The following is a 23104-nucleotide window of genomic DNA, read 5'->3' as shown; positions in this document are numbered from 1 at the left end:
CCCTCAGTGATTGCAGACGCGTTCTACCGCGTCGAGCCAGCCAGCATACAGTGATTCCCGCATCGCCGGCCCCATGGCCGGATGGAACTGGCGTTCGCACTCCCACAAGCGGGCAATTTCATCCAGGCTCTCGTATACCCCGGTCTGCAGGCCTGCCAGAAAGGCGGCACCCAGTGCTGTGGTTTCCGTTACTCTTGGACGATCCACGGTCACGTTGAGAATGTCGGCGAGGAACTGCATCAGCCATTCATTCACCACCATGCCACCGTCCACCCTCAGCGACGCCAGTCGGGCACCATCGTTCTGAATGGCCCGAACCAGATCCTTGGTCTGGTAACACACCGATTGAAGGCCAGCCGTCACAATTTCGGCAATGCCGGTGTCACGGGTCAGTCCCATGATGGCGCCGCGGGCGTGAGGGTCCCAGTGGGGGGCCCCGAGACCGGTGAATGCGGGCACCAGGTACACCGGGTTATCGACCCCCACGGACTCCGCATGGGCCGACGATTCACCGGCATGACTGATCAGTTTCAGGCCGTCCCGCAGCCACTGCATGGCGGCCCCGGCAACAAAGATACTGCCTTCCATGGCGTAGCAGGGTTTCCCGTTCAGCCGGTACGCCATGGTAGTCAACAGCCGGTTTTCGGACCGCAACGCCCGGTCACCGGTGTTGAGCATCAGGAAGCAGCCCGTCCCGTAGGTGCTTTTGGCCATGCCGGGCTCGAAACAGGCCTGCCCAATCAAGGCGGCATGCTGGTCACCGGCAATGCCGGCAACCGCAACCGGTGCCCCCAGCCACTCCGGCTCGGTACTGCCGTAATCGGCGGCGCTGTCCAGTACCTCCGGCAACAGGGACCGGGGGACTCTGAACAGCGTCAGGAGCTGGTCGTCCCAGTCCTGACTGTGGATATTGAACAGCGCTGTCCGAGAGGCATTGGTCGCGTCGGTGTAATGGGACTTGCCCGCCGTCAGGTTCCACAGCAACCAACTGTCCACGGTACCGAATGCGAGCTCGCCGGACTCAGCCCGGGCCCTTGCACCGTCGACATTATCCAGGATCCAGGCAATCTTGGTTGCTGAAAAGTACGGGTCAATCAACAGGCCGGTCCGTTCGACAACGGTATCTTCATGACCGTCGGTCTTGAGTTTGGTGCACAGGGAAGCGGTCCGACGGTCCTGCCAGACGATGGCATGATAGATGGGTTTGCCGGTGGAGCGGTCCCAGATCACCGTGGTCTCGCGCTGGTTGGTGATGCCTATACCAGACAGCTCGCCGGCCGAAACGCCGGCCTTTTCCAGGGCGCCCCGGCAAACCGCCAGCGTACTGTCCCAGATTTCCAGGGCATCGTGCTCCACCCAGCCATCGTGGGGGAAGTACTGGTGAAACTCCTGCTGGTCAACAGCAATGCTGCGGCCGCTCTCATCAAAGACAATGGCACGGGAACTGGTGGTTCCCTGATCGATGGCAAGCAGGTAGCGGGTCATGGAGATCTCCGGTTGTTTTTTCCGGATTCTAGCAGCAGTACCGCAACGGTGAGAGTGAACAGGACAGAAAAAGGGAAGAAAGGCATAAAAAAAGGGCCGGAAAAACCGGCCCTTAAATGACGAATGAAACAAGGAAAGTTCGTAAGAACTACAACCTCAAAAGTCATCCCTTACGCTTTCTATTATCGATAAGGCCGGCGGGATCTTCAGTAGCGGTTATGTAGCAGCTTTGTTACATCAGGTTAGACGGTGAGGTACAGTTCACACTATGGCGTCGACAGGCTTCTTTCGCGGCCAGACCAGACTGAACCGCGCCCCGCCCAGTGCCTCGCTGCGACCGACGAATGCCTGGCCACCGTGCCAGTACAGAATCCGCCGAACGATTGACAGACCGAGACCATAACCGCCGGAGGTTCGTGTCCGACTGTCGTCAAGGCGGGCAAAGGCGGTAAACACCTTCTCCCAATCCTCTTCCGGCACCCCGGGCCCGTCATCCTCAACATCAATGCGGCAATTGTCCTCATCAATGTGGCAGCGGACCAGGACACGGCCCTTGGCATACCGGCCGGCGTTGCCGACCAGGTTCTGGATGGCACGATGTATGTAACGCGGCTCAACATCCGACATTGCCCAGTGTTCAGAGCCCTGCTCAATGTCTGCCTCAATCACCAAGCCCGGCCGGATGATCTGCTGCTCGGAAACCACCTGCCGGACCAGATCCGTCACCGACGCCTCTTGCAGCGAGAAGACCGGCCCGCCCTGCTCCAGGCGGGCGTACGTGAGAATTTCATCGATAAGCTCATCCAGCTCCTGAATGTCGCCGTCGATGTCATCCAGTTGCTTCTGCAACCGCTCCTCGTCCTGGCACGACTCGATCATCTGGACGCCAAACCGGATTCGCGCAACCGGTGTCCGCAATTCGTGGGATACCGCATGTATCATTTCACGCTGAACCTGAACCAGGCGTTGGATATGTTCCGCCATTCCGTTAAAGGAAGCAGCGAGCCTCGACACCAGGGTGCCCGGGCCGGCTTCCACCCGGGCTCCCATCTCGCCCCGGGCAATGCGAATCGCGACCGACTCCACTTTGCGAAGGTTACTGTCAACCTCCCGCAACCCGAAATACAGCGCCGCCGCCAGCACGCCGCCAACCACCAGTACCAGTAGCAGAATGACCGGCGTGGCCCAGGGGTCAAAGGGGGCAGCCAGATCAATCCGTATCAGCTCCCCATCTTCCAGCCTGACCAACACGCGCCCCGCCCCGTTCCCACCATCACGGAAGAAAACCATGCCCTGGCTGGCAACCTCATCGAGCACATCCCCGGGCGGCAGGAGCGCCGGGGTATCAATGGCCCGGACGCGAACATTCAGCTCATCCGACATCCTGACCGCCAGTTCCGATCGTTCATCCGAGCCGGACGAATCCAGATGCCAGCGGAAAATCAGGGCCACGGCTTCGGCTACCTGCTGATAGGGGTCGTTCAGCCGAAGCTGCAGCACCCGGTCTTCAGGGGCTCCCACCAAAATGCGGTAGCCCGTCGAACTCTCCACGGCAACGACTTGATGGTATCCGAGGCGCTCAAGGGTAATCGGGGACAGGGATTCGAGCTGATCCGAACCAAGCACAGAGAAGTTGTAGAGCGAACCAAGCCAGTGATAACGCTCGGCAGCGGCCGGGTCAGATTGCAGCCAGCGCATGAGGGGCTCGGGGAAGCGTTCGTGCCAGAACTGCGACCGGACCGAATTGACGCCCACAAACAAGCCAATACAGACCAGCAGTACCAGCGCTGTGAGGCCGGCAAAACGGGCATAGAGCTTGAGGAAGAACATCAGGGGCATGTCACAAACCCTGGCACGGAATGCCGGCGTGACCGTCACGGATCACACCGGCTCCAGAGGCTGAATCGTCAGGCTTCCTTAACGAACAGATAGCCTTTGCTGCGAACGGTCTTGATTCGACGGGGGTGGATGGGGTCATCGCCGATTTTCGGCCGAATCCGGGAAACCCTCACGTCGATGGAGCGGTCCTGACCATCGTATTCAATACCACGCAGTGCTGTGAAGATTTCCTCCCGGCTGAGCACCCGGCCGGCATTACTGGCCAGCAACCAAAGCAGGTCGAACTCCGCGCTGGTCAGGTCGATGCTTTCATCGTTCAGCCAGGCTTCGCGCATGGAACGGTCAACCACCAGATCATTGAACTGCAGGCGTACCGGTTCCTCGCCGCTTGCCTCATCCCCACCGTTCTGGCCGGTCTCGGTCACCCGACGAAGCATGGCACGGATTCGGGCCAGGAGAACGCGGGGCTTGACCGGTTTGCCAATGTAATCGTCCGCCCCCATCTCCAGACCCAATACCTGGTCCAGGTCGTCAGTACGGGCAGTCAACATGATGATAGGGCCGGAGTAGAAGGGACGCACCCGACGACAGATAGACAATCCATCCTCGCCTGGCAACATCAGGTCCAGAACCACCAGATCAGGTTGTTCGTTCCGGATGCGCTCCACTGCCGGACCGCCATGGGTTTCGAGGGACACCTGCAGCCCGTTACTTTCCAGATACTCACGGGTCAACTCTGCCAGCCGCTCGTCATCCTCGACAATGAGAATTCGCCAACTTTCGTTTGTCTGTTCCACGCCATCCATCTCTGGTTTTGTTATTCCGGTTTTGGGTAACACTGCTTGCCCGACCATACAGGCAACCTGCCGTAACAGCAATTATACATGCTATTCAGAAATATACATGGAACAACGCCTCTGTTACACCCCGTGACAATGGGCACATCCGGCCCAGATCAGAGGACACTGTCACGGAGACGTCACCCTCCGGTCACCCGCGTGTCACAACGGCTTCATACGCTTGTCGGGAAATGGACACAGAAGAGACCATGCCATGACCGCTCAATCCGTGAGACCCCGTCGCAGTGCCCGTCGGCTGACAACCGATATTTCCCGGAGCCCCGCCCTGATCGAAAGCGCCCAGCGTTTACGGTACCGGGTGTTCTCCGAGGAGTACGACAGCGATCTCGGCGCCGAGATTCCGGGGCTCGACGCAGACACCTTCGATACGGTGTGTGACCACCTGATTGTCACCGACACTGACACCGGTGAACTGGTGGCCACCACGAGAATCCTGCACCAGGCCGACATCGACCGTGTCGGCGGCTTCTACTCCGCTGGCGAGTTTGACCTCACTGCCCTCAGGAATCTCCCTGGCGCCGTTGCCGAACTCGGGCGCACCTGTGTGCACCCGGACTACCGCAATGGCGCCACCATCAGCCTGCTGTGGTCGGCGGTGGCGGAATACCTGGTAGCCCACAAAATTGACTACCTGATCGGCTGCGCAAGCATCAGCATGTCCGACGGTGGCCTCAAGGCCTGGCGCATCGCCCGCCACCTGCAACGGGAATACCTGGCGGAGGACCGTTTCCGGGTCTATCCACTGCGGGATCTTCCGCACCTGACCCACACCGCCAATGAGGAGCGGCCGGTGGATGTCCCTCCGCTGCTGAAGGCCTACATGCGCCTGGGTGCACGAGTCTGTGGCGAGCCCTGCTGGGATCCGGACTTCCGGTGCGCTGACCTCCTGGTGCTTCTAGAGGTTAACAACCTGGCCGCCCGGTACAGTCGGCACTTTCTGGGCAAGACAGCCTGAAGCGGAACCGACGGGAGGCTCCCATGGAATGGCTCAGACTCACCGTGCGGCTGACACATTTCAGCCTGTTCCTGGCTGCTACCAGCCTGCTGGCGACGTCGCTCCTGGCCACCGAGACCGTTACCCGACGCCCCATTGACCGCACGCCCTGGGCCCGACGCTGTTTCCGTGGTGCCTGCTGGTGCCTCGGACTCCACGTTCACCTGCACGGTGCTCCGCCGTCCCGCAACGTTCTGGTTGTCAGTAACCACATCAGTTGGACGGATATCCCGATATTGGGCAGCCTTACCCCGACCCTGTTTCTGTCCAAGGCGGAAGTCGGACACTGGCCGGTCATTGGCTGGCTGGCCCAGCAGGCGGGCACTTTGTTCATCAAACGGGGGAGCGGCAAGGCGCGGCGAATACGCAAGGCGGTTGCCGGGAAGCTCATGGCGGGTGACTCCGTGCTCATTTTTCCGGAAGCGACCACCGGTCGGGGCCTGACCGTTTTGCCTTTCCACGGATTGCTTCTGGGCGCGGCGGCGGACTCCAGCGTCCCCATACAGCCCGTGACGATCAGTTACCGTCGCAATGGACGCCCCGACCACCTTGCCCCTTTTGTGGGCGAGGATACTTTCCAGAGCCACATCGTGGCGTTACTTCGACAGCCACCCGCACGGGTAGACGTTCTCTTTCACTCCCCGATTGAGGTGAGCCCGGAAACCGGCACATCGGACCTGGCCGAGCAGTTGCAGAACACGGTGCGAGCAGGCCTGAGCAGAATCCAGCAAGGCGAACTGGACGCCCCCCCGGGAGAGGGCATCAGAACAGCGGGCGACCCTGGGTTACCTCGTCCTCAGTAGCCTCCCTGCGCCCGACGATCTCCAGATCGAAATAGAGCGTGAAGCCCGCCAGGGGGTGGTTCGCGTCGACCTTAACCAGGTTGCCATCAATACCGACGACCTGGACGATCTTCGCCTCATCGCCGGTGTTGGTCTGAAACTTCATGCCGACCTGAAGATCTTCCACGCCCTCAAACATGGAACGGGGCACTTTGCGTACCAGTTCCGGATTGTGTTCACCATAAGCCATTGCCGGCGGCACGGTCACTTCGAGGCAATCGCCCACGTTGCGGTCTTTTACCGCCTTCTGGATACCCTCGATGATGTCGGGGCTACCGTAAATAAAGTGGAGCGGTTCGCTTCCTTCCGAGGTGTCGACGAGTTCGCCAATCTTGTTCTTCAGGACGTAGTGAACGGTGAAAACATCGGGTCTGGCTTGTGAAGCATCCATCAGGTATCTGGTTTTCCTGTAGCGGTTGGTGTGTCAATCAGTTGCAGGCCGTGGATCACCAGACGTTGGTCCAGTTTCTCCCGCAAGCCGGAGGGGTTGCCCAGGCTCATGCGCTCAAGCAATGAAGCGTACCGGCCCTCATCATCCCGGGCCCGAACGGCCTGCCATAAGGTTGCCAGTTTACCACGACGGGTTGCCGTTGCGGCCTTGAGGGTTTTAAGGGCTTTCCCTAACGTCAGTTCCTCATCGGTAAAATCGCGGCCAAAGGGAAAAGCCGGGAACCGGTCGGCGCCGCCGCCGGCGGAGACCGCAGCGCGAACGGCTTCCGGCGTGTTATCACACCAATCCGGCGGTAGCCGGAAGGCCGGATCCACCTTGCCCGCTTTCTGCGCCTGCTTCAGCAAGTCCTGCTGGAATCGCGAATCGGCGATACGGATAAGCCGCAGGTAGACCTGCTCATCCGATTGACCGCGCAGGTCGGCAATACCGTATTCGGTAATAACAATATCCCGGAGATGGCGGGGAATCGTGCAGTGGCCGTAATTGAAAACGATGTTCGAGAGGGTCTTGCCGGCGGAATGACGAGTGGCCCGCAAGGTCAGGATCGACCGTGCGCCCGGTAGCTCGTGGGCCATGGCCACAAAGTTGTACTGCCCCCCGACACCGCTGACCACCCGGCCATCGTCCAGGCCATCCGATACGGCGGCGCCGTTGAGCGTGTACATCATCGCCGAATTGATAAAACGCCCGTGAACCCGCTGCGACGCCTTGAGCCGCTGGTTTCCGAAGCGGTGGTCGTAAAGTTGGTTGATGTAATTCACGCTGGTCATGCAGATCTGGTTACGCTGCTCTTCGCTCAGTTCCCGCAACGCCCGGTAGAACCGTTCCGGCCCGACGTAAAAGCCACCATGCATGGCGATACCACCTTTGAGCCGACGCCCCAGCGCCAGGGTTTCGATCGCCTCACGCGCCTCGGAACGGTCCAGATCGCCCTCAACCGACTGCTCTCCAATCATCAGGCGCCCGCCCCGGAACGTCACCGAGTCTTTCAGGATACCCAACTGAACCAGCCAGCTGACGTCCCTCGCCCGCATGGGTGAATCGATCAGTTGCTCGCGGCGGAGCACGTCCAGCGACGCCATGGATACGTTCGGGGTGAGCTCCCCCTGGTTGATGAGCGTCTGGAGGTCAGCATTCTCAAAGACCTCGCGCGTGAGGATGCCCGCCTGCATCAGATACAGGAAGCCATCCACCATCATTTCACTGCAGCCGTAGAGACCCTGCGTGAATGGCCCGGTACCACCGTCGGTTGCCACCACCGGGAACCGCTCCGCGACCTTGAGGTGCTCATACACAGCCCGCCACGCATCGTTATGCTGGTGCCGGAGAATGGCGCTGTGGACCAGGGCCGCTCCCAGGGATCCGATGCCGACCTGAAGAGTGCCGCCATCCCGAAGCAAAGCGCTGGCGTAAAACCCGATCAGATGGTCTTCGGGGCTCACTGCCATTTCCGGCGCCGAAAACAAGGGGTGATCGGAAGCTGCCTGGTCAAAGACCACGTCGAATTCGGTCTCCTCCACCGCCGCATGATGATCCATCCACGGCAGGTTACGGTTCATTTCCGCCACCAGTGCAACCGGTGTGCCTTGGGCTTCACGCTCCCGCATCAGGGGCAACAGGTCCAGCGTCAGATCCGGGTTGCAGCTAAGGCTGACCATGCCGGACCGACCCGCCTCTTCCCCCGGGGAAACCATCTGTGCCACCACGTTGATGCCCTGGGCCATCAGATCGCGCACCGCGTGGGTGTAATTGCTGCAGACGTAATGCCGCTGCTGGGGCCGGTTGTTGAGGTAACTGCCTGCTTTGAAGAAAAACTCTGAAACCCGGATATTGGCGGGCAGTCGATTGGCCGTCACCGCCCGCGCATAGGCCAATTCCGGAATCCGACCGTAAAGGCGCTCGGTGAACGGCCCCAGAAAGCGTTTCTCGAGGGACGAACCGCCTCGGGGCGCGAGAAGCGAGAGGGCGGTAACAATGTGCAGCTGAATGTCGGGATCGTCGACAGCCCGCTGGTACAGCGCATTAACAAACCGGACGGGCTTCCCCAGACCCAGTGGCAGTCCCAGCGTAATGTTTTTTCCAACCCGGCGAATCACTTCATCGACACAGGCGTTCACATCGTTTGAACGACGACTGTTTTCCTCCGCCATCACCAAGCTCCTTGTGGGTCAATCAGGCTGTGGGGCGATGATCACACGACACAAAGGCACTGGCAATGCGCCAGATCATGATTCACAGGAAATATCAGGGGAAAGGAATAGATAGAACGTTGACGGAAATGCGGGAAGGAAGCGTCAGAAGTTCCACTTCAGGTTCAGGCAGGCTCCCTCATTGAGCAGAGCGATGCCATGGTCAGGCTGCGCCGGCTCAGAGGCGTAGCGCTTACCATCGTCAGCGGACCGTGACAGGGTCAGCGTCAAGAGGCGGGAGCCCAGTTCGCTGAAAGCCTCAACCGAATCCTCTTCAAAATCGCCGGACATTTTTTCCTGGAGCTCGTAGATACTCTCGGTTGTGGTGGCCTCATCCGCATTACCAAACACGCGCTCGTCCGCTTCGGCGCGAACGACGAAAGCAACCAGATTGAGAGCGAGTAGAGCGACAAAAATGCGAATAATCATGATACTTCTAAGACCTTTGACCGAACCGAAATTCTAAAGATAGCTAAGGCTAAAGTCTAATGATTGAACGCCGGAAAGATGTGAAATTGCACACAAATGCGTCGATTATTTGTCAATAAACGACCGCCTTTTTGTCAAAAAATAATCCAGGATATGTCAGTTTGTAACAGGAAAACGGGAAGCCCCGGCAATCGGCACTCCGGGGCCTGCCTGAACAATTACGGACAGGGGTACGTGTAATCCCCGTGAATGGCTTCTATGGCCTCCAACACCTCCGAATCCAGCTCCACGGCGGCCGAACCAATGTTTTCACGCAGCTGCTCCATGGTGGTGGCACCAATGATGTTGCTGGTGACAAAGCTGCGACTGTTGACGTAGGCCAGCGCCATCTGCACCGGCGACAAGCCATGCTTCCGGGCCAGCTCCACGTATGCCCGGGTCGCGTCCATACCGCGGCCACTGGTGTAGCGGGTGAACCGCTCGTAGAGGGTCAGCCGTCCTTTCTCAGGCCACGCCTCGCCCAGGTACTTGCCGGACAGCATGCCGAAGGCCAGTGGCGAATAGGCCAGTAACCCGACCCGTTCCCGGTGCGCGATTTCCGCCATACCCACCTCGAAGGTTCGGTTCAACAGGTTGTAGGGATTCTGGATGCTGACCGGGCGTGGCCAGCCTTTCTCTCTGGCCAGGCGAAGATACTCCATGGTTCCCCATGGGGTTTCATTGGACAGGCCGACATGGCGGATCTTGCCCTCACGGACCAGCTCGTCCAGGGCACCCAGGGTTTCTTCAATTGGGGTAAACGTCTCGTCCGGGTTGTGCTCGTACCCCAGCTTGCCGAAGAAATTGGCCGTGCGATCCGGCCAGTGGACCTGGTACAGATCGATGTAGTCCGTCTTCAGACGCTGCAGACTGGCATCGCAGGCCTCCCGGATGTGCGCCCGGGTCAGCCGGGGCCCGTTCCGGAGGTAGGTCAGGCCATTGCCGGGGCCTGCCACCTTGGAGGCGATGACCAGGTCATCTCGGCGCCCCCGCTTCGCCAGCCAGTTACCCAGGCAGGCCTCGGTCAAACCCTGGGTCTCGGCCCGGGGCGGGACCGGGTACATTTCTGCCGCGTCGATGAAATTCACGCCCTGCGACGTGGCGTAGTCCAGCTGCTCAAAAGCGTCCTGCTCGGTATTCTGCTCCCCCCAGGTCATGGTGCCCAGGCAGATAAGACTGACATCAATGTCGGTATTGCCAAGCTTTCGCGTTTGCATAATTTCTCCGCATCCGTTTGTTCGACGGGTAAAGGGAATGTCACGGGACTGTCGTCTAACTGTCATGCCCAGTTTCCACACTGGAGACATGTCAGAGGAACCACAGGAAACATCGTGACCGAGACCATCCAGGCCAAGCGACGTGAACAACACATTACCATTGTTTCCGAGACCTTTCCCCCGGAAATCAATGGGGTGGCGAATACCCTGAGACACCTCTGCCAGGGACTGATGCAGCGTGGACACCGTGTCACCGTGATACGCCCCCGACAACGTCATGAAAGCAAGGGATCGGTGGCCGGCGCCGGTCGCGGCCTGTTCAGTCACGAGCATGTGGTTACCGGCCTGCCACTGCCGGGTTATGCCGATCTCCGCTTTGGCCTGGTTCGCAGCAGCCGTCTCAGAAGGCTCTGGAAACAGGACCGTCCGGATGCCGTCTACGTGGCAACGCAGGGGCCTCTGGGGGTAGCTGCGGTAACGGCGGCGCGGGCAATGGGCGTCCCCGTATGTTCCGGTTTCCATACGAACTTCCACCGTTACAGCCGCTATTACGGCGTGGGGATTCTCGAGCGGCTGCTGTGCGCCTATGGCCGCTGGTTCCACAATCGCACGGCCGTCACCCTGGTACCGACCCGCAAGATGGAACAGACCATCGCTGCCATGGGGATCAAACCTGCCGGCCTGTGGAGCCGCGGCGTCGACTGCGGCCGTTTCAGTCCTCACAAGCGGGACCATGCCCTGCGGGCGGAATGGGGCCTTAACGCCAACGATCGGGCAGTGATTTATGTGGGCCGCCTGGCACCGGAAAAAAACCTGCGCATGGCCGTCGCCTGTTACGAGCGGATTCGGGGCCTGCACCCACAGGCCCGCTTCATCCTGGTGGGCGATGGCCCCCTGCGGCGACAACTGGCTGAACGGCATCCGGATTACGTTTTCTGCGGCACTCAGCGTGGCGAAGACCTCGCCCGTCACTATGCCTCCGGTGACCTGTTTCTGTTTCCGAGCAAGACGGACACCTTCGGCAACGTGGTTCTCGAAGCGATGGCCAGTGGACTTGCGGTCGTGGCCTTCGACGACGGCGCGGCCAGCGAGCATTTGCGCCATGAAGAGAACGGCATGAAAGCCGCCCTGCCCCGGGATGAAGACTTTGTCGACAGCGCCCTGCGCCTGGCCGACCAACCAACTCTGCTTAATCGCATTCGCGCCCAGGCTCGCCTGGATGCCCTCGAACTGGACTGGAACTCGCAGATCGAGCAGTTCGAACAACTGGTTTTCAACCAACCTGCTGGGGTCGGATACCATGGCATTAACAAGCAAAGCATCTCGATTCTTTAATCAGGCGGACCAACGGGAATACGCGTTCTGCCAGGCCATCAACGGTATCGCGCGATTCCCGAGCGCGCTCGGCTATTTCCAACTGGTCAGTCGACTGGGCGATGGCTGGTTCTGGTATGCACTGATACTTGCCACCCCCCTGATCGCGACCGGTCAGGGGCCGGCACTGGCCGTGCTGATGGCACTCACCGGGCTTTCCTGCACCCTGACCTACAAGCTGCTGAAGCGCTGGCTGGTGCGGGAGAGACCTTTTATTTCCTTCCCATCCATCAGTTGCGGCACACCGCCTCTGGACCGGTACAGTTTCCCGTCCGGCCACACCCTGCACGCCGTCTGTTTCCAGACCATGCTAACCCTGGTTTTGCCCGGCCTGGCGCTGGTGATCCTGCCATTCACTCTCAGCGTTGCCGCATCCCGGGTGGTTCTGGGCCTGCACTACCCGACTGATGTTGCGGCTGGTGCGGTGATTGGCGGCCTGATGGGCTACGCCTCGGCCCGGTACCTGCTCCCCGACATGTTGCTACTGCTGCCGGCGTGAGGTCAGTCGAACAACCGCAATTGGGTGACCGGTGCGTCATCGTTCCGAAACCGGACCCCGAGCCCCAGCAGGCGCACAGGACGGTCCTTGTCACCGACCAGTTCCTTGAAGAGGGGCAGATAATCCTCGAACCCGGGCTCTTTGATGTGCTCCCGCACCCGCTCCAGGGTATGGGTTGAGAAATCGCTGTAACGGATCTTGATGAACAGCTTGTGGATGGGTTTCTGCCGCGCCTTGCGGGTCAAACGAAGGTTCAGGTCCGCTACCAGGGCAGCCATGACGGTCTCACAGGCGGACCGGTCCGGAAGGTCCTGGGAAAAGGTTCGCTCGACGCTGATCGATTTGGCGATGCGGGAAACCACCACCGGGCGCTCATCCCGACCGTGCGCCATTTCGTGCAGCCGATACCCCTGCTTGCCGAACCGATCGACCAGCACCTCGGGGCCAACCGCCTGAAGGTCACCGCAGGTTTCAACACCGAGCGCATGCAGTTTGCCTGCCGTCACCTGGCCGACACCGAACAGTTTTTCCACCGGCAGCCGGCGGACAAAGAGATCAACGTCTTCCGGCCGGATGACAAACAGGCCATCGGGTTTTTCCCAGTCACTGGCAATCTTGGCCAGGAATTTGTTGGGGGCAACGCCGGCCGAGACGGTGATCCCGACCTCCCGATGGATGCGCTCCCTCAGGTAACGGGCCATCAGCGTCGCGCTGCCTTTGTGATCGGTAATGTCGGAGACATCCAGGAAGGCTTCGTCCAGGGATAGCGGTTCCACCAGATCGGTCATTTCCCGCAGGATGGCCATCACCTGTTGCGATGCCGCGCGGTAGCGGGCCATGTCAGGCGGAACGGTCACAAGCCCCGGGCACAGCCTGCGGGCTTCACTACCCGGCATCGCAGACCGCACGCCGAAGGCCCGCGCCCGATAGTTGCAGGTCGTCACCACGCCCCGACCGCCGGCGCCGCCCACCGCCAGCGGCACGTCTCGCAGGCTCGGATCGTCCCGCATTTCCACCGCCGCGTAGAAGCAATCGCAGTCCAGATGGATAATTTTGCGCTGATGCATGGTAAAAGGGCGGCTCGCGTCAACATTCTGTACATTTATACAGCCTTGTATCTTAAGCTATCATGCTGAGAATGTCAGGAATCCCATTACAACGAGTCAGAATCGACGCGAGGCCCCATGAGCAACCCAATTCCAGAGTCCGATCGCACTGAAATCGAGGCCGCTGCCTTTCGGCGGCTGGTGCAGCACCTGCAGACCAACACCGACGTACAGAACATTGATCTGATGAACCTCGCCGGCTTCTGCCGAAACTGCCTGTCCAAGTGGTACCGCGCCGAAGCCGAAGAGCGCGGTTTCGACATTTCGGATCCGGATGCCCGGGAAGAAATCTACGGCATGCCCTATGAAGAGTGGAAATCCCGCTACCAGATCGGTCCCAAGCAGGATCACAAATAATGAACGTCAATGACGCGGTGCGCATCCATCTTGCCTCCCTTGCGGCAGGCCATGCGGATTTCGACGATACCCTGGCACTGATCGACCGCCATTTTGAATACCAGCCGACTGGCTTCCACAACGGTCCGCTGCACAACCCGGCGGGTGAAAACGTCGGATCCTGCCGGGTCTTTGCCCTGGGCCGCTACTGCAATCTGCCAGAGACCGAAACCCTGCAACTGTTCGCACAGCACTACCAACAGGTTATGGGCGACCCGGCCGGTGACAGCCATGGCAACATTCGCCAGTTCATCAGTACCGGCTGGTCCGGCATCCGCTTTGAGGACGAGCCCCTGCGACCGCGCCCGACGCCAAACACCATGGAAGAGACCCGTTCATGACCGATACCGCCACCTCCGGGGTTAACCAGGTTTTTCAACTGAAAAGCGCCAGCGTGTCGATGACCGCACTGGAGTTGCACTACTTCGACAACGACGACTTTGAAGCAACCCTGCGGGACAAGATCAGTCAGGCGCCGGGCTTCTTCAAGGATATTCCCATTATTGTCAGCCTGGAGAGGTACGAGGGTCTCGACAGCGAGCTGGATTTCTTCAAGATCATTGGCACCTGCCGCCGCCACAACATCCACGTGGTGGGCGTCCGTGGAGGCAATGATGATCAGAGGCGACTCGCGAGGGGCGCGGCATTGGCGTTGCTGCCTGGCAGCAGTCACCGGGATCGCGCGCACGAGCCGGAACCGGCCACCGGAGGCGAGGCACGAGAGGCGGTGGAACCCACGGCTGCCAGCACCTCCTCCGACCCCAGTCCTGCCCGAGTGATCAACCAGCCGGTCCGGTCCGGACAGCAGGTTTACGCGCCGGATGGGGACCTGATCATACTGGCACCGGTTCAGGCCGGCGCCGAAGTGCTCGCTGCTGGCAATATTCACGTTTACGGCCCCTTGCGGGGTCGGGCCCTGGCGGGCATTCACGGGGCCGAATCGGCCCGGGTTTTCTGCCAATCTCTTGAGGCGGAGCTTGTGTCCATCGCCGGACACTATAAAATCTCCGAAGATCTTCAGGACAATGGCTGGAAAAGCGCTGTGCAGATCCAGCTCAGGGACGACCTGCTGGTGGTAACGCCACTGGACAAGGCCTGATATCAAGAGGACAACAACAACTTGACCGGATAATTCGGCAGACACGACGAATCCACCGCGAAACAGGAATCTAACCTTGGCTAGAATCATTGTCGTTACTTCAGGAAAGGGCGGCGTTGGTAAGACCACCACCAGCGCCTCAATCAGCACCGGCCTTGCTAAACGCGGCCACAAAACCGTGGTCATCGATTTTGACGTGGGACTGCGCAATCTTGACCTGATCATGAACTGCGAACGACGGGTCGTGTACGACTTCGTCAACGTCATTCAGGGTGAAGCCAGCCTGAACCAGGCGCTGATCCGCGACAAGCGCGTCGATACCCTTTACATCCTGCCAGCCTCCCAGACCCGCGAGAAGGAAGCGCTGACCAAGGATGGCGTCGAAAAGGTCATCAACGAGCTGTCCGAAACCTTCGATTACATCGTCTGCGATTCCCCCGCCGGCATCGAACACGGTGCCCTGATGGCGCTGTACTATGCCGACGAAGCGGTGGTAGTCACCAACCCGGAGGTGTCCTCGGTTCGGGATTCCGATCGCATTCTCGGCATTCTGCAGAGCAAATCCCGCCGTGCAGAGATGGGACAGGACCCCGTCAAGGAACACCTGCTGCTTACCCGCTACAACCCGGCCCGGGTTGAGAAAGGCGAAATGCTGTCGGTGGGCGATGTTGAGGAAATCCTCGCAATCCCTCTGTTGGGCCTGATTCCAGAAAGCCAGGTGGTGCTGAACGCCTCTAACCAGGGCCTCCCCGTAATTCTCGAGGAAGAAAGCGATGCCGGCCAGGCCTACGACGACGCCGTGGCCCGACTGCTCGGCGAGGACCGGGAGCACCGGTTCATGACGGCCCAGAAGAAAGGGTTTTTCTCACGGATGTTCAAGGGGGGCTAACGGATGAGTTTCCTCGATTACTTCAAGGGTAAGAAGAATAACTCCGCGAACGTGGCCAAAGAGCGACTGCAGATCATCGTTGCCCATGAACGCGGCCAGAGAGACCAGCCGGACTACCTTCCCAAACTGCAGCAGGAACTGTTGGCGGTAATCCGAAAATACGTCCAGATCAGCGACGACATGGTGCAGGTGGAAGTCGACCGCAACGAAAGCTGTTCCGTTCTCGAACTGAACGTGACCCTGCCTGAACGATGATCGTTGGCGCCGGAGTCCTGTAGAGCGGGACTACCAGCGTGCGAAATGATCCTCCATCAATCCCCGTAGGCCCTCTACGGGGATTTTTGTTCCCGCCTCATCAACCACATGACCTGTGAAGGTGCCAATGAACTGACGGAAGTTGGACGCCAGCACCAGCGCATTCAGCTTTTCCTTGCGCACCCCTGCCGGCACGAACCTGAGATCCACCCGACCATCGTCCGTACTCACACCCCAGTCACTGCCCGGGCGATACCGGTCAAACTCAAAGCGGGCAGCGCCCAGCTTGATGCACCGACCCTCCAGCCACAGGGCGTTTTCGGTCATCCCGGTTTCATTGACACCGGCCGCGAGGTTGAGGCCGAGGGAGCGACCGTCCGCCAGTTTGCCCGCGAGGCACGCCCAATTCCAGGCGGTTTCCCGCCGCATGAAACCGCAACTCCAGTCGATGGAGGCGCGGGTGTCGGCATCGCATCGCCAGATGCGGTGATCCCAGCGCACCTCCCCTTCCACCGGCAAGCCCGCGGATTTCCGGGTAAACACCCAGCCATTGTAGCCGGCCGGACACACCAGCCTGAGCGGATCATGGTCCTCCTGGATCTCAAGGTCGACCCGGATGCCTCCCGGGGCAATGACCGTGATGTTGCGGCCACCCGGTGCGGCAACGATCCGGAGCGCAACCTCGCCCTTGATGAACGTGGCCATGCCATGCTCGGGATTCGGTTCAATCCGTGCGCCACGGCCGAAGGGCTGGAGAAAGGACTTTTCATACAGGGTGCCGGTTTCGAAGTCGTACAGGTAGAAGAACCCGTTCGCCACCAGCTTCAGGTCCACCAGAGCCATTCCGAAGACCCAGCCGGGCCCCATGGCGCTGACAAACTGGAACTGGTTGAACCGCCACCGGCGGGCAAGGCGGGAGCGCGGCCGGTCCATGACCGTCCGAAGGTCATAATCGAGGTAATTGATCTCATCCACCGGACCGTCGAGGACGCCGGCCGTGATTTTCCCGTTTTCATCAATCAGCTTTCGTGTGCTCATAGTCATCGTCACTTCGGGCCATTTGACGGGAGCAGCGGCCCAGGGAGTTACCTGGTTCACAATCCCTTGTTTCCGTGGCCTTATCCGTTACAGCCTCATGCTAGACTCGGGCCACCATATTCAAGGAAGTTTACCCTATGAGAAAGACCGGAGCCCACCGATTTACGGGCCTGGCCTCAGCCATCAGTAGCGGACTTTGCGCCCTGCTGGTGACCGCACTCGCAGCTGCCCACGCCCGGGCAGAACTGCCTGCCGAGGATGCGGATGGCTGGAGCCTGCGCAAGGAAGCCGACAGTATTCGCGTCTACACGATTGACCGGGACGATTCCAGCTTCAAGGCCTTCAAGGCGGAAGCCGTTATCGACGCGCCTATCGAGAACCTGATGGCCGTGATGATGAACCCACAGTCCTGCGTTGAGTGGGTCCATAACTGCACGGAGTCCTACGCCTTCGGCACGGGCGACTTCCATGACCGGTACGCCTATTCGGTCAACGACATGCCCTGGCCGGTGACCGACCGGGATTATGTGCTGCGTATACGGACCCGTGGCGATCAGGGGTCCGGCGAAATCATCATGGACCTGAACGCGACGCCGAACCAACGCGCCGAATTCGATACACGGGTCCGCGTGGACCGCTCAGACACCCTGTACCGGTTTATCCCGGAAGGGAGCAAGACCCGCATGATCTGGCTGCAGCACACCGATCCCAACGGCTCACTGCCGGGCTGGCTGGTCAATTCCCTGCTGGTGGACATCCCCGTCCGCTCATTGCAGGCCCTCGAGCGGGTTGCCGGAAAAGATCGTTACCAGAACTTTGAACTGGTCTATGATGAAACCGGCCAGCTTGTGGATGTGCGTCCGTCCGGAAATTGAGGGGATGACGCACACCCACTGACAGGCTAAGCTTGAGCAAAAGGACATTTCAGAGGCAGGCGCTATTCGATGACCGTTCTCGCTTACGAGATCATGACTCCGAGCATCAAGGCAGTCCCCCAATCCTGGACCATGGACCGGTTGGCCCGCTTCCTCACCGACAACGAAATCACCGGCAGCCCGGTTACCGACGAAAACGGTGACATTGTCGGTATCGCCACCCTGAAGGACATCACCGAATTCCGGTGGAACGCCCACCGTTCCGATAACGATGCCCACCTCACCCCCGAGGAAGAGAAAGAAGCCCGTCGCCTGAAGATGGTCATTTTCGAGGAGATGGGCAAAGTCCCGGTGGAAGTACGGGACATAATGACCCCCAGCGTTTTATCGGTTGACGAGCAGACGCCCGTGCGCGACATTGCGGATATCATGATGCGCGAGCACCTGCACCGGATTTTTGTCACCAGCGATTCAAAAATTACCGGCATCATAACGACTTACGATATGCTGAAGTTGATCTCGGACACGGAACTCACGCAACGCTGTACCCGTAACGACTGAGCCACCAGAGAGGTAGCGCCACCTATGCCCAGAGCACCGCAAGCTCGCAAAAAGATGTACGTCCTCGACACCAACGTCCTGATTCACGATCCCAACGCCCTCCTCAACTTTGAAGAACACGATGTCATCATTCCGATGACCGTCCTCGAAGAACTCGACAGTCTGAAATCCGGCAAACAGGCGGTGGCTGCGGATTGTCGGCAGGCCATCCGGAACATCGACAAACTGCTGGGCGATGCCAGCCCGAAAGAGATTGAGAAAGGCGTTCCGATCGTGCGCGGCAAGAAAGCGGAGCCCCTGGGAAAACTGCTCATCCTGATGAGCACCGAGCATGTGGAATCCCATTCCCTGCCGGAACACCTGAACGATAACAAGATCATCAACACCCTGGCGGCGCTGCAGAACAAGCACGAGGACCGGGACATTATCCTGGTGAGCAAAGACATCAACATGCGCCTCAAGGCCCGAGGCTTTGGCGTCGAAGCGCAGGACTACCACAATGACCAGTTGCTCGACGACATCGATTTATTGCCCAAGGGCTACCGGGAATTCCCCAATTCCTTCTGGGATACCATCGAGAAAGTCGAGACCATCCAGCGAGAAGGCATCACCGAGCACATTCTCAGGCGCGAGGGGGAGCTGGCGCGCCTGAACATCAACGAGTTCGTGATTGACCAGCAGGGCTTTGTCGGCAAGGTGTCCGACCTGTCGGACACCCAGATCGTGATCCGGGACCTGCATCAGCATGACCTGATGAACGAAGAGGTGTGGGGACTGGTACCCAGGGATGTGTATCAGGCCCTGGCCCTGAACCTGTTACTGGATCCGGACGTTCACCTGGTGAACCTGACCGGCTCCGCGGGCTCCGGCAAAACCATTCTCGCCCTCGCCGCCTGCATTGAGATGACCGTTGCCTCCAAGCTCTACAAACGCATCATCGCCACTCGCTCAACCCAGGGACTCGACGAGGATATCGGCTTCCTGCCTGGCACCGAAGCGGAGAAAATGGAACCCTGGCTCGGCGCCATTGTCGACAACCTCGAGGCCCTGCACGAGGACGACGAGAACATGACCGCCAGCGTGGACTACATCCTCAGCAAGGTCCCGCTGCACTTCAAATCCATGAACTACATCCGTGGCCGCAGCTTCCAGCACAGCCTGATCATCATCGACGAATCCCAGAACCTGACGCCCCACCAGATCAAGACCATCATCACCCGGGCTGGCAACGGCTCGAAAGTGATCTGTCTGGGCAACCTGGCTCAGATTGATACGCCGTATCTGAGCGCCCTGAGTTCGGGACTGACCTACATGACCGAGCGTTTCAAGAGCTTCCGACACGGAGCGCACATCCACCTGCAGGGGGTACCCCGCTCCGTACTCGCGGAATTTGCCGAAGCCAATCTCTGAGGCAGCAACAAAAAACGGGGCCCAGGCCCCGTTTTTTGTATCGATTTCAGTCTTTGAACTCGGCCTTGTCCAGGCCGTGTTTTTTCATTTTGTCATAGAGAGTCTTGCGGGCAATGCCCAGCTGAACCATGGTGTCCTTGATGCTGCCATGGCAGGCATTCAGGGCACTGATGATCGCAGACCGCTCGAAGCCGTCCATCATCTCCGTGAGGGTTTGCCGCCCCGCGACATTGGCGGTGCCATCAGCCGTATTGCCGTCCAGGGCGGCCGGCCCAAGGAGCACGTAGCGTTCCGCCAGGTTCCGCAATTCCCGCACGTTCCCGGGCCAGGAGTGCTGCATCAGCCGCGCCGCCTGACTCGCATCCAGGGGAACGCTCTCCCGGTCATAACGCGCGGCGGCAATCAGAACAAAGTGATGGAACAGCAAAGGGATATCCTCCTTCCGCTCGCGCAACGGCGGGATATCCACCTTGACGACGTTCAACCGGTAATAGAGATCGGAGCGAAACTCCCCCTGATCGCTGAGCGCCTTCAGGTCGGCCTTGGTGGCGGCGATGATGCGCACGTCCACATCCTGAACCTGGTTGCTGCCAAGCCGTTCGACTTTCTGTTCTTCCAGCACCCGCAGCAACTTGACCTGCAAGGGCATCGGCATACTCTCGAGCTCGTCCAGGAACAGAGTCCCCCGGTGGGCGTGTTCGATCTTGCCGATCCGACGCTTGTCAGCCCCGGTGAAGGCCCCGGCTTCGTGACCAAACAGTTCGCTTTCGATCAGGTTTTCCGGCACCGCGCCGCAATTGATGGCCACAAAGTTGTGTGTACTGCGGCGACTGTTCTCATGGATGTAGCGGGCCAGCGCGTCCTTGCCCACGCCGGTCTCCCCGTGGAGCAGGATATTGGCCGAGATGTCGAGCACCGGATCGACCGTCGCCATCACCTTTTGCATGGTTGGCGAATCCCCCAGAATCCGGGGGCCGGGCCGGGCGAGATGGCGCAACTGGGCCTTGAGCCGACGGTTCTCGAGCGCCAGGTGGCGTTTCTCCAGGGCATGGCGCAGCAGCTCGATCAGCTCCTCATGATCAAAGGGCTTTTCGATAAAATCGTAGGCGCCCTGCTGCATGGCGGACACCGCGGTACTGATGTCGCCCTGCCCCGTCAGAATGATAACCGGAATGGCCTCGTCCACCTCCCGGACCCGGTCCATCATTTCCAGGCCATCCATCCCCGGCATGTTGTAATCGCACAACACCACGCCCTCGTACTCCGGCGAAATCTGTTCCAGCGCCGACGCCGCATCTTCGAAACAGACAACGGGCAACTCCTCCAGGGCGAACGTCTGACTGATGGCCTGGCGAATATGCGGATCGTCGTCGACAAAGATTACCGAAGGATCTGTCATTCCATGGCCTCCCGCTTTTTCAGCGTTAATACGAATTCCGCCCCCGGCCCGTCCGTCCGGTTGTGGCCCGTCAGTCGCCCGCCAAGAGCATCGACAATCTGCCGGGAGATGGAGAGTCCCAGGCCCAACCCCTGTTTCACCGATTTCGTGGTGAAGAAAGGCTCGAATATCTGCTCGGTGTTACCGGGCAAGCCAGAGCCGTTGTCCCGGACAATGCACTGCCAGCTGTCGCCATGACCCCTGATTTGAATGCTGACACGGGGGGCTTCCCGCCCCTCTACGGCCTGCACCGCGTTGGCCATCAGGTTCACCATGACCTGTTCGATACGGATCAGGTCACCGTGGCACATGACCGCCTGCTCCGGACGTTGCCAGTCTATATCAATACCCGTGCTGTTTTTCTGGGCGGTAATGATCTTCAGCGCCGCATCCACCGGCAAGCGCAGATCCACCACCGACGGTGGTCCCTCCGATTTCCGGGCAAACACTTTAAATTGCCGGGTCAGCTCCGCCATCTTGTCGCACAGGGTGACGATTTCCTGCAAGTTAGCATCCACCATCTCCGCGGCGCCCTTATCAAGGAACTTCCGACTGTTCCGGGCGTACGTCTGGATCGCAGTGAGCGGCTGATTCATCTCATGGTTAAGGCCCGCCGACATCTGGCCCAGGACCGCCAGCTTGGCCGCCTGAATCAGTTCTTGCTGGGTTTCCCTCAACTCGGTCTGGGTCCGTTCCCGCTCCCGAATTTCCTCAAGCAGCTGTTCGTTGGAGCGCTCCAGATCGGCGGTTCGCTCCGCCACACGCCGTTCCAGCTGCTCCCCCCTGAACGCCAGCTCCGCTTCCCGGCGGTAGCGTTCCCGGAGATACAGCCAGGTGAGAAACCCGCCAAACAGAATGGCAAGACCACCCACCACGAACGCCAGCCTGGTCCAGACCACCGGCCGGGTGCTGACCATGACCTGAAGGGTCCAGTCCAGGCGCGGCAGGGAAGTACGAACGCTGAGGTAGTCTCCGCCCCGCACGACTTCCCCGATACGGATCTTTTCTGATTGCTCGGAAAGGCCCCACGGCCGGCCGAGACGTTCAATCTGAATTGGCGCCAGATCGCGATCCGGATAGCGCTGCCGGGTTTCCGCATTGCTCTCTTCATCGGTTTGAGGCTCGAAATCCCGATACAGCCAACTCGACTTGCTGGCCAGGAAGCTGACCCCCGACGGGTCCAGCACCACCATTTCCGCTTCGCTCAGGGAAGCGGGCCGGTGCCATTGGGATTCCAGTTCATGGACCAGCACCTTGACCGCAATCACCCCCAGCATCGTTCCCTGATCATTCCGGATCGGGTGCGAGAAATACAGCCCACGCACACCCGACATCATGCCCAGCGCAAAGTAAATGGCAGAATCACCAGACGCGATGGCATCGGAAAAGTAGGGGCGGAAGGCATAGTTGCTACCCACGAAACTGTCTTCCTGCTGGTAGTTGTTGGCCGCAATCGTCAGGCCGGATACATCCATCAGGTAGACGTCGGAACTGCCAACAATGGTCGCCATCCGCTGCATTTCTTCGTTGGCCTGAAGAATGATCTCGCTGTCGTCAGGGTTTTCCAGGGCCTCGCTGAGCAGAGGATGCTCGGCCATCAGTTCGGGGATAGGCAGGTAACGGTTCAGCTCGTTGGCCACAAGCTGACGATAGCGGAAGGATTCCTCGAGGCTTTCCTGTTCAACCTGGCGATATCCAACCCAGCCGCCCAGCGTCCAGGCGACAACCAGGGTGATGACCAGCAATGCGAAAGCGCCAATCCGGTAGGGCATGGGAACCGGTTCCTGCAAAAGCCGCTAGAGTAGCGCCCGGAACCAGG

General features: G+C 59.8%; 23 protein-coding genes. 12 read left to right on the top strand and 11 right to left on the bottom strand.

Going from position 1 to position 23104, the window contains the following annotated elements; all coding sequences use genetic code 11:
- Positions 1 to 3: 3 nt before the first annotated feature.
- The 3 genes from glpK to KXD86_RS15125 form a co-directional block, all read right to left on the bottom strand.
- Complete coding sequence (glpK, locus tag KXD86_RS15135; protein WP_218636991.1) at positions 4 to 1485, bottom strand: glycerol kinase GlpK; 1482 nt, start codon at positions 1483 to 1485, stop codon at positions 4 to 6.
- 261 nt (positions 1486 to 1746) lie between these two features.
- Positions 1747 to 3324: an ATP-binding protein gene (locus KXD86_RS15130; RefSeq protein WP_218636990.1), complete on the bottom strand. Its 1578-nt coding sequence runs from the start codon at positions 3322 to 3324 to the stop codon at positions 1747 to 1749.
- Between the two features lie 68 nt (positions 3325 to 3392).
- Positions 3393 to 4130: a response regulator gene (locus KXD86_RS15125; RefSeq protein WP_218636989.1), complete on the bottom strand. Its 738-nt coding sequence runs from the start codon at positions 4128 to 4130 to the stop codon at positions 3393 to 3395.
- A 247-nt stretch (positions 4131 to 4377) separates the two neighbouring features.
- Here KXD86_RS15125 and KXD86_RS15120 point away from each other — a divergent pair, with 247 nt between their 5' ends.
- The gene (locus tag KXD86_RS15120) at positions 4378 to 5139 is read left to right on the top strand and encodes a GNAT family N-acetyltransferase (RefSeq protein WP_218636988.1); all 762 of its coding nucleotides are present in this window, start codon (positions 4378 to 4380) and stop codon (positions 5137 to 5139) included.
- Positions 5140 to 5162: 23 nt separating this feature from the next.
- A complete protein-coding gene (locus KXD86_RS15115; RefSeq protein WP_218636987.1) occupies positions 5163 to 5981 on the top strand; it encodes a lysophospholipid acyltransferase family protein in 819 nt (272 codons plus the stop codon).
- Here the strand turns inward: KXD86_RS15115 and KXD86_RS15110 are convergent.
- From KXD86_RS15110 to KXD86_RS15095, 4 genes are all read right to left on the bottom strand, one after another.
- Positions 5941 to 6411, bottom strand: a complete 471-nt coding sequence (locus KXD86_RS15110) for an FKBP-type peptidyl-prolyl cis-trans isomerase (RefSeq protein ID WP_218636986.1) — start codon at positions 6409 to 6411, stop codon at positions 5941 to 5943. The genes KXD86_RS15115 and KXD86_RS15110 overlap by 41 nt on opposite strands.
- Entirely contained in the window at positions 6411 to 8621 is a 2211-nt protein-coding gene (locus KXD86_RS15105) for an acetyl-CoA hydrolase/transferase C-terminal domain-containing protein (protein WP_218636985.1), read from the bottom strand. The genes KXD86_RS15110 and KXD86_RS15105 overlap by 1 nt, the downstream gene beginning before the upstream one ends.
- A gap of 144 nt (positions 8622 to 8765) precedes the next feature.
- A complete protein-coding gene (locus tag KXD86_RS15100; protein ID WP_218636984.1) occupies positions 8766 to 9089 on the bottom strand; it encodes a hypothetical protein in 324 nt (107 codons plus the stop codon).
- A gap of 218 nt (positions 9090 to 9307) precedes the next feature.
- The gene (locus KXD86_RS15095; protein WP_218636983.1) at positions 9308 to 10345 is read right to left on the bottom strand and encodes an NADP(H)-dependent aldo-keto reductase; all 1038 of its coding nucleotides are present in this window, start codon (positions 10343 to 10345) and stop codon (positions 9308 to 9310) included.
- 114 nt (positions 10346 to 10459) lie between these two features.
- On the opposite strand from KXD86_RS15095, the gene KXD86_RS15090 reads away from it, so the two are divergent.
- Positions 10460 to 11680 carry a glycosyltransferase family 4 protein gene (locus KXD86_RS15090; protein WP_218636982.1) on the top strand — a complete coding sequence of 407 codons (1221 nt, stop codon included), beginning with the start codon at positions 10460 to 10462 and terminating at the stop codon, positions 11678 to 11680.
- Positions 11646 to 12218 carry a phosphatase PAP2 family protein gene (locus tag KXD86_RS15085; RefSeq protein ID WP_218636981.1) on the top strand — a complete coding sequence of 191 codons (573 nt, stop codon included), beginning with the start codon at positions 11646 to 11648 and terminating at the stop codon, positions 12216 to 12218. Before KXD86_RS15090 ends, KXD86_RS15085 begins: the two co-directional genes overlap by 35 nt.
- A gap of 2 nt (positions 12219 to 12220) precedes the next feature.
- Here KXD86_RS15085 and dinB read toward each other — a convergent pair whose 3' ends face one another.
- The gene (gene dinB, locus KXD86_RS15080) at positions 12221 to 13285 is read right to left on the bottom strand and encodes a DNA polymerase IV (protein ID WP_218636980.1); all 1065 of its coding nucleotides are present in this window, start codon (positions 13283 to 13285) and stop codon (positions 12221 to 12223) included.
- Between the two features lie 117 nt (positions 13286 to 13402).
- Between dinB and KXD86_RS15075 the strand changes: the two genes are divergently transcribed.
- From KXD86_RS15075 to minE, 5 genes are all read left to right on the top strand, one after another.
- Positions 13403 to 13681, top strand: coding sequence for a DUF1244 domain-containing protein (locus KXD86_RS15075; protein ID WP_218636979.1), 279 nt, complete (start codon positions 13403 to 13405; stop codon positions 13679 to 13681).
- Entirely contained in the window at positions 13681 to 14061 is a 381-nt protein-coding gene (locus KXD86_RS15070) for a HopJ type III effector protein (protein ID WP_218636978.1), read from the top strand. Before KXD86_RS15075 ends, KXD86_RS15070 begins: the two co-directional genes overlap by 1 nt.
- Positions 14058 to 14819 carry a septum site-determining protein MinC gene (gene minC / locus KXD86_RS15065; protein WP_218636977.1) on the top strand — a complete coding sequence of 254 codons (762 nt, stop codon included), beginning with the start codon at positions 14058 to 14060 and terminating at the stop codon, positions 14817 to 14819. Before KXD86_RS15070 ends, minC begins: the two co-directional genes overlap by 4 nt.
- Positions 14820 to 14895: 76 nt before the next feature.
- Positions 14896 to 15708, top strand: coding sequence for a septum site-determining protein MinD (gene minD, locus KXD86_RS15060; RefSeq protein ID WP_218636976.1), 813 nt, complete (start codon positions 14896 to 14898; stop codon positions 15706 to 15708).
- A gap of 3 nt (positions 15709 to 15711) precedes the next feature.
- Positions 15712 to 15963, top strand: coding sequence for a cell division topological specificity factor MinE (gene minE / locus KXD86_RS15055; RefSeq protein ID WP_218636975.1), 252 nt, complete (start codon positions 15712 to 15714; stop codon positions 15961 to 15963).
- Positions 15964 to 15993: 30 nt separating this feature from the next.
- Here minE and KXD86_RS15050 read toward each other — a convergent pair whose 3' ends face one another.
- Complete coding sequence (locus tag KXD86_RS15050) at positions 15994 to 17001, bottom strand: DUF2804 domain-containing protein (protein ID WP_218636974.1); 1008 nt, start codon at positions 16999 to 17001, stop codon at positions 15994 to 15996.
- Positions 17002 to 17138: 137 nt separating this feature from the next.
- Between KXD86_RS15050 and KXD86_RS15045 the strand changes: the two genes are divergently transcribed.
- The 3 genes from KXD86_RS15045 to KXD86_RS15035 all read left to right on the top strand — a co-directional run bounded on the left by KXD86_RS15045 (position 17139) and on the right by KXD86_RS15035 (position 19847).
- A complete protein-coding gene (locus KXD86_RS15045) occupies positions 17139 to 17876 on the top strand; it encodes an START domain-containing protein (protein WP_218636973.1) in 738 nt (245 codons plus the stop codon).
- Between the two features lie 69 nt (positions 17877 to 17945).
- Positions 17946 to 18437, top strand: coding sequence for a CBS domain-containing protein (locus tag KXD86_RS15040; protein WP_218636972.1), 492 nt, complete (start codon positions 17946 to 17948; stop codon positions 18435 to 18437).
- Between the two features lie 24 nt (positions 18438 to 18461).
- The gene (locus KXD86_RS15035; RefSeq protein WP_376770982.1) at positions 18462 to 19847 is read left to right on the top strand and encodes a PhoH family protein; all 1386 of its coding nucleotides are present in this window, start codon (positions 18462 to 18464) and stop codon (positions 19845 to 19847) included.
- A 46-nt stretch (positions 19848 to 19893) separates the two neighbouring features.
- Here KXD86_RS15035 and KXD86_RS15030 read toward each other — a convergent pair whose 3' ends face one another.
- Together KXD86_RS15030 and KXD86_RS15025 are read right to left on the bottom strand one after the other, a co-directional pair.
- Positions 19894 to 21246, bottom strand: a complete 1353-nt coding sequence (locus KXD86_RS15030) for a sigma-54-dependent transcriptional regulator (RefSeq protein ID WP_218636971.1) — start codon at positions 21244 to 21246, stop codon at positions 19894 to 19896.
- Positions 21243 to 23057 (bottom strand): sensor histidine kinase, encoded by a 1815-nt coding sequence (locus KXD86_RS15025; protein ID WP_218636970.1) that lies wholly within the window; start codon positions 23055 to 23057, stop codon positions 21243 to 21245. Before KXD86_RS15025 ends, KXD86_RS15030 begins: the two co-directional genes overlap by 4 nt.
- Positions 23058 to 23104: the final 47 nt, after the last annotated feature.

It is taken from the genome of Marinobacter arenosus (genome assembly GCF_019264345.1).
GTDB classification, from domain to species: domain Bacteria; phylum Pseudomonadota; class Gammaproteobacteria; order Pseudomonadales; family Oleiphilaceae; genus Marinobacter; species Marinobacter arenosus.
The sequence above is the reverse complement of the archived record's forward strand: the minus strand, read 5'-3'. Positions and strand labels throughout refer to the sequence as shown.

What these genes read in the sequence shown, in the direction of transcription:
- glpK (WP_218636991.1), bottom strand. Translation starts at nt 1,485, where the DNA reads ATGACCCGCTACCTGCTTGCCATCGATCAGGGAACCACCAGTTCCCGT.
- KXD86_RS15130 (WP_218636990.1), bottom strand. Translation starts at nt 3,324, where the DNA reads ATGCCCCTGATGTTCTTCCTCAAGCTCTATGCCCGTTTTGCCGGCCTC.
- KXD86_RS15125 (WP_218636989.1), bottom strand. Translation starts at nt 4,130, where the DNA reads ATGGATGGCGTGGAACAGACAAACGAAAGTTGGCGAATTCTCATTGTC.
- KXD86_RS15120 (WP_218636988.1), top strand. Translation starts at nt 4,378, where the DNA reads ATGACCGCTCAATCCGTGAGACCCCGTCGCAGTGCCCGTCGGCTGACA.
- KXD86_RS15115 (WP_218636987.1), top strand. Translation starts at nt 5,163, where the DNA reads ATGGAATGGCTCAGACTCACCGTGCGGCTGACACATTTCAGCCTGTTC.
- KXD86_RS15110 (WP_218636986.1), bottom strand. Translation starts at nt 6,411, where the DNA reads ATGGATGCTTCACAAGCCAGACCCGATGTTTTCACCGTTCACTACGTC.
- KXD86_RS15105 (WP_218636985.1), bottom strand. Translation starts at nt 8,621, where the DNA reads ATGGCGGAGGAAAACAGTCGTCGTTCAAACGATGTGAACGCCTGTGTC.
- KXD86_RS15100 (WP_218636984.1), bottom strand. Translation starts at nt 9,089, where the DNA reads ATGATTATTCGCATTTTTGTCGCTCTACTCGCTCTCAATCTGGTTGCT.
- KXD86_RS15095 (WP_218636983.1), bottom strand. Translation starts at nt 10,345, where the DNA reads ATGCAAACGCGAAAGCTTGGCAATACCGACATTGATGTCAGTCTTATC.
- KXD86_RS15085 (WP_218636981.1), top strand. Translation starts at nt 11,646, where the DNA reads ATGGCATTAACAAGCAAAGCATCTCGATTCTTTAATCAGGCGGACCAA.
- dinB (WP_218636980.1), bottom strand. Translation starts at nt 13,285, where the DNA reads ATGCATCAGCGCAAAATTATCCATCTGGACTGCGATTGCTTCTACGCG.
- KXD86_RS15075 (WP_218636979.1), top strand. Translation starts at nt 13,403, where the DNA reads ATGAGCAACCCAATTCCAGAGTCCGATCGCACTGAAATCGAGGCCGCT.
- KXD86_RS15070 (WP_218636978.1), top strand. Translation starts at nt 13,681, where the DNA reads ATGAACGTCAATGACGCGGTGCGCATCCATCTTGCCTCCCTTGCGGCA.
- minC (WP_218636977.1), top strand. Translation starts at nt 14,058, where the DNA reads ATGACCGATACCGCCACCTCCGGGGTTAACCAGGTTTTTCAACTGAAA.
- minE (WP_218636975.1), top strand. Translation starts at nt 15,712, where the DNA reads ATGAGTTTCCTCGATTACTTCAAGGGTAAGAAGAATAACTCCGCGAAC.
- KXD86_RS15050 (WP_218636974.1), bottom strand. Translation starts at nt 17,001, where the DNA reads ATGAGCACACGAAAGCTGATTGATGAAAACGGGAAAATCACGGCCGGC.
- KXD86_RS15045 (WP_218636973.1), top strand. Translation starts at nt 17,139, where the DNA reads ATGAGAAAGACCGGAGCCCACCGATTTACGGGCCTGGCCTCAGCCATC.
- KXD86_RS15040 (WP_218636972.1), top strand. Translation starts at nt 17,946, where the DNA reads ATGACCGTTCTCGCTTACGAGATCATGACTCCGAGCATCAAGGCAGTC.
- KXD86_RS15035 (WP_376770982.1), top strand. Translation starts at nt 18,462, where the DNA reads ATGCCCAGAGCACCGCAAGCTCGCAAAAAGATGTACGTCCTCGACACC.
- KXD86_RS15030 (WP_218636971.1), bottom strand. Translation starts at nt 21,246, where the DNA reads ATGACAGATCCTTCGGTAATCTTTGTCGACGACGATCCGCATATTCGC.
- KXD86_RS15025 (WP_218636970.1), bottom strand. Translation starts at nt 23,057, where the DNA reads ATGCCCTACCGGATTGGCGCTTTCGCATTGCTGGTCATCACCCTGGTT.